The organism is Pseudomonas mendocina (assembly GCA_037482215.1).
GTDB lineage: Bacteria > Pseudomonadota > Gammaproteobacteria > Pseudomonadales > Pseudomonadaceae > Aquipseudomonas > Aquipseudomonas mendocina_E.
The window spans coordinates 584,014-597,615 of sequence record CP148074.1; the positions used below are offsets into that span (position 1 = coordinate 584,014).

At 55.1% G+C, this 13,602-nt stretch carries 13 protein-coding genes; 5 read left to right on the forward strand and 8 right to left on the reverse strand.

All coding sequences use genetic code 11. The features are described from left to right. Positions 1 to 632 precede the first annotated feature (632 nt). The 7 genes from WG219_02485 to WG219_02515 all read right to left on the reverse strand — a co-directional run bounded on the left by WG219_02485 (position 633) and on the right by WG219_02515 (position 5,287). A complete protein-coding gene (locus tag WG219_02485; protein ID WXL26377.1) occupies positions 633 to 1,256 on the reverse strand; it encodes a DsbA family protein in 624 nt (207 codons plus the stop codon). Positions 1,257 to 1,327: 71 nt separating this feature from the next. After that, entirely contained in the window at positions 1,328 to 1,699 is a 372-nt protein-coding gene (locus tag WG219_02490) for an ester cyclase (GenBank protein WXL26378.1), read from the reverse strand. Between the two features lie 113 nt (positions 1,700 to 1,812). After that, positions 1,813 to 2,106 carry a YciI family protein gene (locus WG219_02495; protein ID WXL26379.1) on the reverse strand — a complete coding sequence of 98 codons (294 nt, stop codon included), beginning with the start codon at positions 2,104 to 2,106 and terminating at the stop codon, positions 1,813 to 1,815. A gap of 346 nt (positions 2,107 to 2,452) precedes the next feature. Further along, positions 2,453 to 3,160 (reverse strand): hypothetical protein, encoded by a 708-nt coding sequence (locus tag WG219_02500; GenBank protein WXL26380.1) that lies wholly within the window; start codon positions 3,158 to 3,160, stop codon positions 2,453 to 2,455. Then, complete coding sequence (locus WG219_02505) at positions 3,123 to 3,626, reverse strand: hypothetical protein (protein ID WXL26381.1); 504 nt, start codon at positions 3,624 to 3,626, stop codon at positions 3,123 to 3,125. Before WG219_02505 ends, WG219_02500 begins: the two co-directional genes overlap by 38 nt. A gap of 92 nt (positions 3,627 to 3,718) precedes the next feature. Next, a complete protein-coding gene (locus tag WG219_02510) occupies positions 3,719 to 4,750 on the reverse strand; it encodes a hypothetical protein (protein WXL26382.1) in 1,032 nt (343 codons plus the stop codon). Positions 4,751 to 4,759: 9 nt separating this feature from the next. Beyond that, a complete protein-coding gene (locus WG219_02515) occupies positions 4,760 to 5,287 on the reverse strand; it encodes a PAAR domain-containing protein (GenBank protein WXL26383.1) in 528 nt (175 codons plus the stop codon). Positions 5,288 to 5,642: 355 nt separating this feature from the next. Between WG219_02515 and WG219_02520 the strand changes: the two genes are divergently transcribed. Further along, positions 5,643 to 6,947, forward strand: a complete 1,305-nt coding sequence (locus WG219_02520; GenBank protein WXL26384.1) for a sodium:proton antiporter — start codon at positions 5,643 to 5,645, stop codon at positions 6,945 to 6,947. Positions 6,948 to 7,085: 138 nt separating this feature from the next. Here WG219_02520 and WG219_02525 read toward each other — a convergent pair whose 3' ends face one another. Continuing rightward, entirely contained in the window at positions 7,086 to 7,520 is a 435-nt protein-coding gene (locus tag WG219_02525; GenBank protein WXL26385.1) for a helix-turn-helix domain-containing protein, read from the reverse strand. Positions 7,521 to 7,756: 236 nt separating this feature from the next. Here WG219_02525 and WG219_02530 point away from each other — a divergent pair, with 236 nt between their 5' ends. From WG219_02530 to WG219_02545, 4 genes are all read left to right on the forward strand, one after another. Beyond that, positions 7,757 to 8,812 (forward strand): pirin family protein, encoded by a 1,056-nt coding sequence (locus WG219_02530; GenBank protein WXL26386.1) that lies wholly within the window; start codon positions 7,757 to 7,759, stop codon positions 8,810 to 8,812. Positions 8,813 to 8,928: 116 nt separating this feature from the next. Continuing rightward, entirely contained in the window at positions 8,929 to 9,840 is a 912-nt protein-coding gene (locus WG219_02535; GenBank protein WXL26387.1) for an NADP-dependent oxidoreductase, read from the forward strand. Between the two features lie 185 nt (positions 9,841 to 10,025). Next, positions 10,026 to 11,735, forward strand: coding sequence for a dihydroxyacetone kinase subunit DhaL (gene dhaL / locus WG219_02540; protein ID WXL26388.1), 1,710 nt, complete (start codon positions 10,026 to 10,028; stop codon positions 11,733 to 11,735). 251 nt (positions 11,736 to 11,986) lie between these two features. Beyond that, on the forward strand, positions 11,987 to 13,456 hold the full coding sequence (locus tag WG219_02545; protein ID WXL26389.1) for an integrase: 1,470 nt from the start codon (positions 11,987 to 11,989) through the stop codon (positions 13,454 to 13,456). Positions 13,457 to 13,602: the final 146 nt, after the last annotated feature.

Genomic DNA, 13,602 nt, shown 5'->3' on the forward strand with positions numbered 1-13,602 from the left:
CAATTATGTGAGCGTGCAGCCCTGCGGCGGACGCTCATGCGATTGCCGCGAGCGTTTTACCTATGAGTAATTCGAGGGGGTGGTCATGAAGAAAGTATGCGTTTCAAGCTGCTTGGCGTTGCTTATCGGGGTGTCATGTAGTCTCGTTCAGGCAGCAGAAAAAGTGGCAGTCAGCAGTGGTGTGATTCGCTTCACTGGAGCAATCGTCGAGCGCTCTTGTGATGTCACTCAGCAACAAAACCAAATACAGACTCAATGTATGAGAAGTGGGGAAACCACCACGAACTCAGTGTCACTCAATCAACTGTCTGGCAACATACAGTCACTCCCTACCTCCTTTGGTACATCACAAATCAAGTGGCTTGATACTTCACGCAAACAAGGTGTCGCGCTCCTTAGCTACTTCTGATGTTCATTAACGGTACTGTCGCTGATGTTGCTCTGTCGGCGTAACACGACACAGCTGCCGTAGTTTTCTACGGCAGCCTTTAAAGAAGACTTTTGAAGCTGAAACCCAATGCGATCTAAGTCTTATCTTGACGCAATTATGTGCCATTGACTCTGTGCACTACGAATTCACTTGCTACTGCTCGGATTAGATGCAGCTTAAATCAGCTGTTCGACAATTTAAATCAGGTCAATTTCAGTATTTCGCGCCAGGCATCCTGATTGCCATACACGTTCTGCGTTGGAATCAGGCTCTGCTTACCGTTCAGTTCTAGCAGTAGAGTCGGGAAGCCTTTTGCTCCGCGCTTTTCCATCAGTGCTCGGGTATCTGCAAAGTGCTGAGTAATCTCACCACCAATCAGCTGTGCATAAGCACTCTTAAACGCCTCATTGTTAAGGGATAACTCCTCAGCAAGACGATCAATCGTGGACTGCTCACTAATGACCCAGCCTTTTTGGAATTGCGCAGCCTGGATGGCCTTGATCATCTCAAGGCCTTTGCCAGCAGACTGCTGCGCCGCAACGACTGCCGCTGAGGGCGGAATCGAATTCATCACCCAGTCCTGATCCAGCGTTTGGTAGTAGCTGTCGCTGAACTGCACACCCGCCAGTTCGGTGATTTTGGGTTGGTTATCTTTAAGGATCTTGCGCAGCTCGTCACTTGGCGCAGCGACGCGCTCGCCTGTGATCATGCCGCCGCCATGCAGCTCCACCTCAACGCCATGGGCATTGGCGTATTGAACGAAGGAAGAGATGGCGTAGCACCAGCTGCAATACGGATCGTAAATGTAGTGGAGTTTCTTGCTCATGATTAGACCGTTTCTCTGGCGTAAAGAAAAAGGCGCGCCGAATGCCAATGCATTCAGCGCGCCCCGGATGATTAAAAGACGTTGCTGACCTTAGAGGTCTCAGGGATTTCTTGAACAATGTCCCAGTGCTCTTCGATCTTGCCGTCACGGAAGCGGAAGATATCCACAGCGACAAAGCCATTGTGCTGGCTGTTGAAAGCGTTGTGGTTGTGCAGGACAACGTAGTCGCCATCAACAATCACACGCTTAACTTCACTCTTGAACTCCGGGTTTTCACTGAAGAAACCCTTGAAAAAGTTAATGAAAAACGGCTTGTCGGTAATCGGATCGAAAATGCTGTGGCTGACAAACTTGTCATGCAGATAATCGTCGAGATTGTCGAATACGTGGTCCTGGAAAATCTCTTTGTGGAACTTAAGAGCAACTTGTTTGTTATCGGGCATGGTAAAACTCCTTAAATTTAGGGTAATAAAAACCTACAGTCAGAAGTTTCTTCTGACTCAAATGTTCGTGTTTGACTGAGGGTCGATCAGGCCAGAAATGCAGCGGTATACAACTAGACGTTAAGCAGCGCCTTGTATTCGTCAGAGCCTGTGCCAAGCACCTCAACGTCATACACCGTAACGGCTGAGACGGGGTAGAGCGGGTCAGTCGCGAGTACCTTATCCAGCTCCTCACGGGGGATCGACTTTACGATAAAGAACCCACCTTCAGCGCGATTCTTTTTAGGGCCGGAGGCGATAAAAAGATCACTCTCGGCAAATTGCTTATCCATCCACTCTGTATGTGCAGGAATCAGATCTTTAACTTCACTGATGTCTTTTTGATAAGTAAGATCAACGTAATACATATATCCTCCAGAGCCCGATGTGGTTACTCGGGGTCTCTATACAAGAAATAGATCAGGCTTATGTAACGCCATTGCTGTAGAAAGTTATCACCAAAGAATCACCAACTCTAATATCAAAAGTGTCCGTGACTTATCGGCTCGCAGAAGGAGTAAAATCCATATTTTGGTGTTTTTACGCCTGTGCAGAGGCCAAGTGGGGTAGGGTGGATGACGTTGTTTTCATCCACCAGTAGGTAGAGGAAACGCCCCGTAACACCTGCCTGCCTCCAGAACTTAGGGTGAGGGCACGCATCGTTCCGTCGCTGTGTTATTGGCTGTAATAGCGTTCCCCGGATTACGCCTGCGGCTAATCCAGGCTACGGATAGCGCTGGCTTTACGCTCAGCCTCAGCAATTTCAGCAAAGACTTTTATGTGCTCGGCATCGGCGGGTTGGTCTGCATATACCTCACTGATGAATCTGCCAGCTATGTCGGCTCCGCTCTGAGCATCGCGTCGTATCGTGGCAACAAAGCGCCGCTGCTCAAGCTCGAGATAAAGGTAGTAGTAATCTTCGGGATCGTTGGGTTTGCTGAACGCGCTATATGCATAGCGATAGCGTTTGGATAAATCGGGAGGGTTGTCGAGATACGCCTCCCGATTGATCTCGGGGAAGTCCTTCCTAAGCAGCGCCAGGACGGTGAAGGGGAGCTCCTTAATCTGATCTTTGGTGAATGTAAGAGGCTTGGCTCGCTGCATGGTGACATTGCTTGCGCTGCCATCCGCCTCAATATTGCGTGGCTTATACATGCCGCTTGTGAACCACTGAGTGGCATCGAACATCTCTTCAGTGTTCCAGCCGCCGTAATACATCACCACTTTGCTGATCGCTTCATCTCTGGTGAATTTGAGGGCGACACCTACAGTAAGCAATGCAGTCAGTACCAGTAGCCATATCAATGGCTTGTGAGGCTGTAGGGCTTTCATGATTTCAATGTGAAACCTGACCACTGTTCCATTGGGGGCAGCCGTTACTTTCCTAGCGAGCGTCGTGTTCGGCTTCTGTGATTTCAGCAAAGACTTTCATGTGCTCGGCATCGGCAGGTTGGTCAGCGTGTACTTCCTGAACATATTTTCCTGCTAACTTGTCTGGCGCTTGGGCATCCATAGAGAAGGTCACGACAAACTGTTTCTTCTGCCAATCCAGATACAGGTAGTAGTAATCCTCGGGGATATTGGGTCTGGCAAAGGCGCTGTAAGCGTAGCGGTAGCGATTGCTCAGGTCTGGTTGTGAGATGGCAAACGCTTCAAGGTCCAGGGGGATATCAGCACTGAAGAAAGCTCCTGCCAACACAACCGGGAGCTGCTCAACCTGTTGGGAGGTTAGTTTGAGTGGCTTGTTACGGAGCATGGTGACATTACTCGCGCTGCCATCTGCTTCAATATTGCGCGGCTTATACATGCCGTTTGTGAACCACTGAGTGGCATCGAACATTTCCTCAGTGTCCCAACCGCCGTAATACATCATGACTTTCTTAGACATTGTTCCCTCCTTAGTAGCCCAAGCGAATCCAATAAAAAGAACAGCAATAAGCGCAAGTGCAGCCAGCACGCGAGATTTGTTCAGTCCAGCTTTCACTTTGGCTTGTACTCCAATAGAGAGGCAGGAAGACCTGATGGGGTATCCCCTGCTCGGACAGGGCGAAGAGCACCTTCGGCGTCTAAAGGGTAGCCAATCTGACTTTCATAGCCGTCTCGACTTTGGGCATGCCGCGCAAGCATTTTTTCATGGTCTGATGCAGTCCTTTGAGGTGGTAATGGTGCTGACTCATTTGGGAGCAGGGCTTGTGGATTTTTGACTTTCTGTCTATGGGCGGCTAAGCGCTTCTGGTAGCTAAATAAGCGTTGAGCATGGGCTTCATGTGCTGCTTGATCGGCCTTGACTCGCTCCACCGCCTTCGCCTGCTGCGCCCGGTCGCTCGCATTGCCGTATGTGCCATCGTAGTTACTACGCCGTGGAAACGCCCACACCGAACAGCGCGTTGTATTCGCAATTAACTGCGCCAGGCTTTGGTCGTATTTTGGGTCTTCGCCTTCGCGGACCATCACATCTGCCTGAATACCCAAGCCGGTACGGCAGGCGTAGGAATAAATCTTCCCTTTCATATCGAATGCATCTGCCTGAAGCATGCGAGCCTGGGCGTCACGCAGGCGGTAGCTATCGACCTTGCTCAACTCGTAACCGAACTCGATGCTGCCGACCAGACCATGAGCGAACATATCCAGTTGCATCACCTCGCGCTCTTTGCGGATGCGCGTGTTGATGAAGTCCAGTAGCTGCGAGATGTTGTCCAACTCGCGGTATTGAGCACCGTATTTCTTCTCGACGATGCCTTTAACAGCGTTTAGCAACGGGCGTTCGTAATCATCAATAAAGATCAGAAATATGCGCTGTACCGAGTAACTCGGCGTCGCCGCCGGATACTGTCGTAGTTGGCGGATGCCCTGATTGATGAAGCGCATTTTGTTGCCCTTCTGCCCGCGCACTTTCTCCATAAGGGTCATATGTGAGGCACCGACGACGGTGATGTAGTCGCGGGCGAGGCTGACGGGAATCTGTTTTGTAGCGTGTTCGGCGCTGGTTTTACTTTGGTGAAGTGTGGCCATGTTCTTTCCCTAGAAGCTAATCCCAAGCCCTTTCAAATACCGGGCGGCATCTCGCCCCCAGCGTACAGTGACGGACTGCGGATCATCAGAGAACACCCGCTCGGTATTGCCATAAGCATTGGTGTAGCCGACCCGTCGCTGGCCGTCGCCGCACTCCACACAGTACAGCGCGCCTTCAACCGGCTCGCCGCTGTGCTTGTCGACCAAGCTGTATTGCTCACTGTGGCGCGGCAAAACCTCGGGTGCGGAAAACGGTGCGTTGGAGGTTTGCGTGCCCACCAGTACATCGCCTGAGCCGGTAATAATGATCCCACCGTGGGCCGTCGCACTGCCTTGAAAAGCAATCGGCTTGCCGTTGATGAGGATATTGGGGATGCCCTGCGTGACCGCATCGCCACAGGCCGTACTGTCGCCCACACGTAACGCTGGCAGGTTATTGATCAACACATCCGGCGAACCGGTCGTTGTCGGGTTTGTACCGTGCCCAGGTAATGGGCAGGCATCCAGATCGCTTAGACGAGCGGCAGGTTTGGCCATTGTTCACATCCTTGTTATGGAGGTTACATGCAGCTGGATAGATGCTGCCCCTTGTAACACCCTATGTTTCGCACTTCAGTACTGGCAATGGGCCGGATTAGAGCGATTGGACATGAAAATTAGTGTGGGACTGATACGAGTCAAACTATCGGCAGCGCCATATTTTCGAACGCTGTGACCACAACGTCAGGCGCAGCCAACCTGTGGCCAAATCTGTTCTTGTGACTGAAACACTGGTGCAACTGAGGGAGTCTGTGCAGACTCTGTACTGCTGTGGAGGTAAGCCCAGCCTGCAAACCGGGGGGGGATGGATGCCTTTTACGTTTGAACACCAACAGGGAATTTTGGGACCACGATGCTTGATCTCGCTGCCGCGTTTATAACGCTGACCACGCTTCTTACCTATCTGAACTACCGCTTTCTTAAACTGCCACCGGCAATTGGCGTGATGCTGAATGCACTGCTTTTATCGTTGGCTGTGCAGGGCATTAGCGCTGCGGGTTATCCCATTCTGGAAAAGAGTTTTATCCAGTTTTTACAGGGCATCGATTTCCATCAGGTGCTGATGACTTGGTTCCTGCCCGCGCTGCTGTTTGCTGGCGCCCTGCATGTGAACCTGGCTGACTTGAAGGAATACAAATGGCCGATTGGCTTTCTGGCCACGGTGGGCGTGGTCATCTCGACCTTCGCAGTGGGTGGCGTGGCCTATGTGTTGCTTGAAGCACTGGGCTGGCAGGTCAGCTTTATCTATTGCCTGATCTTTGGCGCGCTGATTTCCCCCACCGATCCGATTGCGGTTATGGGCATTCTTAAAACCAGTGGTGCACCAAAACCGTTGAGCATGACCATTGTGGGTGAGTCACTGTTTAACGACGGTACGGCAGTTGTGGCGTTTGGTGTGCTGCTGGGCATCGCCGCGTTAGGGCATTCGCCCAGTGCCGGAGAAATCACCTGGCTGCTGGTGCAGGAAGGCTTTGGTGGCGTGTTGTTCGGCCTGATGGTCGGTTATGTCGGGTGCCTGATGATTAAGACCATCCATCAGCCGCAACTGACCGTAATGGTGACGCTGGCGATGGTGTTTGGTGGCGCTTCGGTTGCCTCAAAGCTGCATGTGTCTGCACCGATTTTCGCGGTGGTGGCCGGACTGGTGATGGGCAACGTGGGCCGCTTGCGCAATATGGGTGATAAAGAGCGCGAATATGTGGATGACTTCTGGGAGCTGGTGGATGACATCCTCAACGCCCTGTTGTTCGCCCTGATCGGCCTTGAACTGCTCCTGCTGCCGATCAGCTGGCTGCACTTCGGGGCGGCGATCCTGCTGGGCGCTGGCGTCTTGCTGTGTCGCCTGGCCGCTGTTGCGCCAGGGGTCATGCTTTTGCGTTTGATGCAGCGCAAAGGTGAGCGGCAGTTTGATAAGGGAACCATCCGTACCCTGTGCTGGGGCGGTCTGCGCGGTGGGGTTTCGGTGGCACTGGCGTTGTCGCTGCCTGCTGGCCCGGAGCGTGATGTGTTGGTGGTCATCACCTACATCATCGTGCTGGTGTCGATTCTGATTCAGGGACTGACCATCGGCCCGCTGGTGCGGACGTTGTTTGGTGAGAACAAAAAGCCGGAGCACACAGACGGCACCGCGGCGGAAGAGGCTCCGCCCGCACATTGATTTGTTCATGCCGTGCAACGCTGCATGCCTGTAAGATTGCCGCGCTTACGACAGGAGGCGCGGCATAGTCCTGAAGTCGAGCGTAAGTGGTTGCAGAACGCCCTGATGCACCGTGCATGCTGGGCGTTTTCGGGGGCGTTACTCCGGCGCCACCGTAAAACTCTTCAACTGCGCCGCCCCCTGGCGGTCTGTCTGCTGGAATTTCTCCCGTGCTTGCAGCATCAGCGGGCGGTTTTCCAAGGCCCATTGGAATAGCGCCTGGAGCGGTTTCAGCAGGCTGCAGCCAAGGTCTGTGAGGGTGTAATCGACTCGCGGCGGGATGGTGGGATAGACGGTGCGCTCGACGATGCCGTCTTGCTCCAAGCTCTTAAGTGTCAGGGTCAGCATGCGTTGGGAGATGCCACCGACCCGGCGGTGCAGTTCGTTGTAGCGCAACGGGCCATCCTGCAAGGCACTGACCACCAGTACAGTCCATTTGTCGCCAATGCGGGCCAGGGTTTCTGCCAGCGCCCGGCAGTTTTCCCCGGCGTGGGGGATGCCTGAGTCACGAACATGGGTGTCTGTATCGCTCAAAAAAGTGCCTCCTTGTTCAGTTTCATTGCGCTAACTAGTATAGCCCTACGAACATTTTGTTCGCGACTTGGGTGATTCGGGCACGCTGCCCTTTGTGCTATCACGCCACCGCGAATGTGTTCAAACGGCCGAGTTTTCCGATCAGTGCTTGAATGAGTCTGATCATTCAGGAACCAAAAGGGACTGGCCGTTTCGTAGCACTGGGACTGAACCCAGGCTACCGGAGGAGATGCGATATGAAAAACGCAGTATTAAATGTGACCCCTCTCACTGCACCATGGTCCGGGGCTGATCCGTTTCTGTTCTGTGCTTATCACCTGGATCATTACCCGGCCAGCGATGGCGATATGGGTGTGCCTGCTGAGGCGCTGGGCGGGCGACCTTTGGGTAGCGATTTCAGCCGCAAGAATGGCTTCAGCATGTACCACAGCGAGCGCGTGCCGGGTTTCCCGGTGCATCCGCATCGTGGCTTTGAGACGGTGTCCTTTGTGCGCAAAGGGTTTGTCGACCATGCCGACTCATTAGGGGCGACTGCCCGCTATGGCGCGGGCGATGTGCAATGGCTGACCACCGGCAGTGGTGTCCAGCACGCGGAGATGTTTCCGCTGCTGAATGAGGATAAAGGCAATGATCTGGAGTTGTTCCAAATCTGGCTCAACCTCCCGGCGCGTAACAAGTTTGCCGAGCCTGAGTTCAAGATGCTGTGGGCGGAGCAGATCCCAGTCTGGCGTAATGTTCAGGGTGACAATGAGCAGGCCGTCAATGACGTGACTGTGATTGCGGGTGCTTTCAAACCTGCTGACGGCGAGGTGATTGTGCCGCCCAGCCCGCCGAAAAAATCGTGGGCAGCAGATGAGGCAAACAAGCTCGCGCTGTGGTCGATTCGCTTATCTGCAGGGCAGCGCCTGACGTTGCCCGTAGAACCGGACGCCGGTGTGATGCGCATGCTGTACGTCTACGAGGCGGATACGTTCCGTGTGGCTGACCAGCAGTTGTCCGGTAAGACTCAGGTTGAGCTGTCGGCCAGCGCCAGTGTTGAGATTGAAAACACCGGTGAGGGCCTGCTGCAGATCATGCTGATGCAGGCCAAGCCCATCGGTGAGCCGGTGGCCGCTCACGGCCCGTTTGTGATGAACAACGAGGCTGAGTTGCATCAGGCCTTTGCCGATTATCGCCGCACTCAGTTCGGTGGTTGGTCATGGCCGAGCAATGGCCCGGTTCATTCTGCCGACTCAGGGCGTTTTGCCCGCTACCCCGGCAGCTCGGTGGACGATCGCCCGCCGGTGAAATAAGCCCTTTGATGCCTGCTGTTTTGCAGCAGGCATCTGTCTTTTAAGTAATCCATTCAGCCTCCCGCACGTGCTTCGGCATGGGCGTGCTGTGTGCTGCCTACAAGGAAGGTTTAATCATGAGCCATGTGAATACTGTACTGACTGCCCAGAGCCACGGTGGCCCTAGGGTGCTGGAGTTTCTGACTCGGCCAATTCGCCGTCCTGCTAAGGGTGAGGTGTTGATCAAGGTGCGGGCCGCCGGGATCAACCCGATTGATGCGCGGCGTATGACAGGCGAGTTCGGTCAGGTATTGCCGCAACACTTCGGGACGGAGTTTGCAGGCGTTATCGAGCAGCTTGGCGAAGGTGTCAGCGGTTGGCAGGTTGGTGATGAGGTGCTTGGCTCCGGGGCCGGTTGTACCCATGCCAGCTATATCCTCGTGCCAGCAACCAACCTGGTCGCTAAGCCTGCATCTCTGGGCTGGGAGGTAGCCGGTTCACTGCCTGGTGTCAGCCAGACGGCCTCGACCATTCTGCGCGAGCTTGCCCTGAGTGCTCCGGCTTCTCTATTGATTCACGGAGGCGCAGGGGGGGTTGGTTCAATCGCCATTCAGCTGGCGAAGCAGCAGGGGCTGAAGGTTGTGGCAACGGCATCGGCAGCGAATCAGGACTACCTGCGTGAGCTGGGCGCTATCGCGGTTGTATATGGTGAGGGGCTGATTGAGCGCATTCGCGCCGTGCACCCTGAGCCATTTGATGCAGCGGTTGATATGGCAGGCACCGCCGAAGCGATTGAGGCCTCCCTGCAACTGGTCAAGGTCGACGGCCATATCGGCACCATCGCCGGTAAGCCAGTCGAGTCACCTCGCGTGCAGCCGATGTGGGTTAAGCGCAACCCTGCGGATCTTCGTCGTGTTGTCGAAGGTGTGGCAAATGGCAGCCTGAGCTGGACGGTGAGCCGCACTTATCCGTTTGCTGAAGCGCGTGCAGCTTACGGGGACATTCTCAACGGCCATACCCGTGGCAAGTCAGTGCTGCTGTTTGATTAAGGCGGAAGGGGACTGTGTAACGCACGATTTGGCAGCCTGCAGACTTGTTTTTACGCAGTTAACCGATCAGCGGAGCTTTTGTCGAAGACGAAGGTGACAGAATCCGTGGAATGTTTGCGGTGCCGAGCACGCACCGCTGTCTAGGCTTTACGTCACTGTCTTTGCCATTCGCACGGAAATGCGCCATGAAGAAACTGATCAATGCAGCTAACACCGTTGTTGAGGAGATGCTGGAAGGCGTCGTCCTGGCCAATCACGAGCTGGCATTACTGGAGGGCGAGAATGTTGTTGTCCGCCAGGATTACGAGGCTCTGAAGGCCGCCAATAAAGTCGCCATTATCTCAGGTGGTGGTGCTGGTCACGAGCCCGCCCATGCAGGCTACGTGGGCAGTGGCATGCTCACCGCAGCCGTCGCCGGGCCGGTGTTTACCTCGCCGAGTGTGGATGCGGTGCTCAGTGCAATCATGACCGTCGCTGGGCCTGCTGGTGTGCTGCTGATCATCAAGAGCTACACCGGTGACCGCTTGAACTTCGGTCTGGCCGCCGAGATTGCCCGCACCCAAGGTGTAAAGGTTGAAGTGGTTGTGGTGGGGGATGACGTGGCGCTGGAGGATGCCGGTCGTGCCGTAGGCCGACGCGGGATTGCCGGTACGGTGTTTGTGCATAAGGTCGCCGGTGCGGCAGCGAAGGCGGGCTTGTCCCTGGCGGAAGTTAAGCGCGAGGCCGAGCAGGCAGCTGCTGATCTGTTCAGCATGGGCCTTGGCCTGAGCAGTTGCACGGTGCCTGCGGCAGGCAAACAGGGCTTTGAGCTGGGCGCGGACGAAGTTGAATACGGGCTGGGCATTCACGGTGAAAGCGGCGTGCGCCGCGAGACCCTGCAAAGCGCTGATGTGATGGTGCAAGCACTGCTGGACCGCATCTTCGAACAGGGCCGTCTGGTGGCTGGTGAGCGGGTGGCGCTGATGGTGAACAACCTCGGTGGCACTGCTGCGCAGGAGCTGGATATCGTCACCCGTCGTGCCCTGCTCAGTTGCAGCACCCACGGCTTGCAGGTGGAGGCGGTGATGACCGGTACCTTCCTCACTGCGCTGGAAATGGCGGGCTGCTCGTTGTCGCTGTTGCGTTGCGATGATGTGCGCTTGCAGCGTCTGCTGTCGCCGACATCGGCCACCGCTTGGCGCGGCATGACCACACCCAGCCAGGGCCTTACGCGTAAAGCCTCTATTACTACCGCCACTGAGCGTACGGCTCAGGGCGCGGCCTGGTCAGCTGAGCAGGCCGCCCGGTTCAAGGGTGTGATCAGTGCGATTACCCGTGCGCTGCGTGAGCAGGAACAAAAGCTCACCGAGCTGGATTCCGTGGTGGGTGACGGTGATATCGGTATCAGCCTGGCCCGAGGTTCGCGGGCGATTGAGGAGGCGCTGAGCAGCTTCGATTTCCAGCGTCCGGGGCTGGCGCTGCAACAGATTTCGGCCATTTTGCGCCGCGTGTTGGGCGGTACATCTGGCCCGCTGTACGCTGTATTTGTGTTGCGCGCCGGAGTGAGTCTGGCCAATGCGTCCAATCCTGCGCAGGTTGCCAGCTGGGCCGCCGCCTTCCGTGCGGGCTGTGACGGCATCGTGCATCTGGGCGGCGCCGGTGTCGGTGACCGCACCATGCTTGATGCCTTGCTACCAGCGGCAGATGCACTTGAGGCCGGTGTAGATAAGTCGGCTTTTGAGGCTGCCAAAGCAACTCATGCAGCAGCGGCTCAAGGCGCGGAGGCGACTAAAGATATGCTGCCGCTGAAAGGCCGCTCCTCCTATATCGGCCAGCGTGCGCTGGGCCATGTCGACCCAGGTGCTTATGCGGTGACGATCTGGACGCAGGCGATTGTTGAAGCATTAAGCGCCTGATCTGAGCTGCAATAAAAAGCCGCGCAGTGCGCGGCTTTGAAGGTGGTGGGCCCACACGGACTCGAACCGTGGACCAAAGGATTATGAGGCAGTAAAAAGCACGTTTCTGGTCGTTTCCCGCCGTCTCCCGAAAAAAGCCGATTTAGCGCGTTATCCTGAAATCAAGGGGTTAGGTGTTTCCCTTTGGTTCTGGTCATGGCCGTGCATGACCTTCGAAGCGGTGACCAAAGTGGTGACCAAGGATGCGGCGTATGACGGGGACTACAGGCAAGACAGCGGCGAGAAAGCATCTCACGGATATTGCCATTAAAGCCTTGAAGCCAGGTAAGAGCGCGACTGATCCCTTACCAGGCCGAAGCAGTGGTTCACTGCTTTTCAAGTGTCGAGACTCCGGCGCAGTCGAGGCCTACTACCGCTCCCGGGATCATGGGCTGGATCAGTTGGTCAAGCTCGGGGTCTATAAAAAGACACCTAAGAGCTCAGGGCTCTCTCTAGCCGAACTGCGCGAGCTAGCTGCCGGTTACTCAAGGATTGCCGCTGAGCACGGTGATATCAAAGCCTATCTGGCTAAGTGTGCAGCTGAGGAAGAAGCACAGCGGGCTGAGCTTGAGCGTGAACGGCTGGAGCAGCAGCGCCTCGCCGAAATCGAAGCTGCAAAAGGCACTCTGTCAGAGCTGTTTCGAGAGTACATCGAGGATCGCAGGCGCAACGGTGTTTCAGCCCAGCAACTCAATGAGTTTGAGCGCGTGCTGCGTAACGATCTGGAAGGCGAAAAAGTGGTGTCCGTGGCCGACGATGGTCAGGAACAGAAGCTCAATGTCATGGCGATGAAGGCTAGGGATGTGAGACCAGACTATGTGTATCTGCTCATAAAGCCAATTTGGCTGCGGGGGGCGCAACGGCAGGCTCGGAAGGTGCGTTCCTTTCTTGTGGCTGCATTCAATTTCGGCCTGAAGGCTGAGCACGATATCGAGCGAAGCAGTAACAAAAGCTACGGACTGCAAATGAATCCTGCGGATCCAGTGACTGTACGAGATACATCAAGGCCAGGTGAGCGCGCATTGACTGATGAGGAACTTAAGCAGTTTTGGAAGACCACCACTCAGGTGGGGACGGCAGTAGGCCCGATTATGGCGCGTGTTTTTCACTTTGCTTTTGCTACTGCGGGGCAGCGACCTCTCCAGTTCATTCGTGAGCCTTGGAGCAGCTACAACCTGAAAGAAAAGTATGTGAAGGTCATCGACAGCAAAGGTCGCGGAGGTAAGCCTCGTGCTCACTGGGTGCCACTGAGCGATAGGGCACTGCAAATTTTGGACGAAGTACGGGCCTTACAGCCCAAAGGGGCTCTCTACCCTTGGAGTACCGATGGAAAGCGTCCTATCCATTCGTCTAGTGTTTCGCATGCAGTTACAGAGTGGCTAGAGACGGAGCATGCCCAATTGGGTGGGCACCCAGTTCCTAAATTCACCCCGAAGGATATTCGCCGAACGTGCACGCAGTTTATGCAGCGCAATGGCATCAAAAACTTCGATAGCGATGTCTTGCAATCACATGGTCAGACAGGAGTGGTTGCTAAGCACTACCGTAACAACCCAGAAGCCAAGCTTCCTGATATGCGACTGACTATGGATGCATTTGATGCTGCGCTGGGCTGTCTGCTCGACGGTGAAGAGGAGGATGTGCATCAAGCTGAACAGTTGGATTTGTTTGAGATTGGATAACTTTCTGAAAAGTCAAGTATTTTGTTGCGCTCCTCCCGGGGCTGTGAAAATATACAGGTGTTGGGGTTAAGCGGAGCCCCATGGTTTGCCGCTGTGTCGTTGTCTGCTTGATGCGCTGCGGAAATGGAAAAGCAGAACTAATGCCT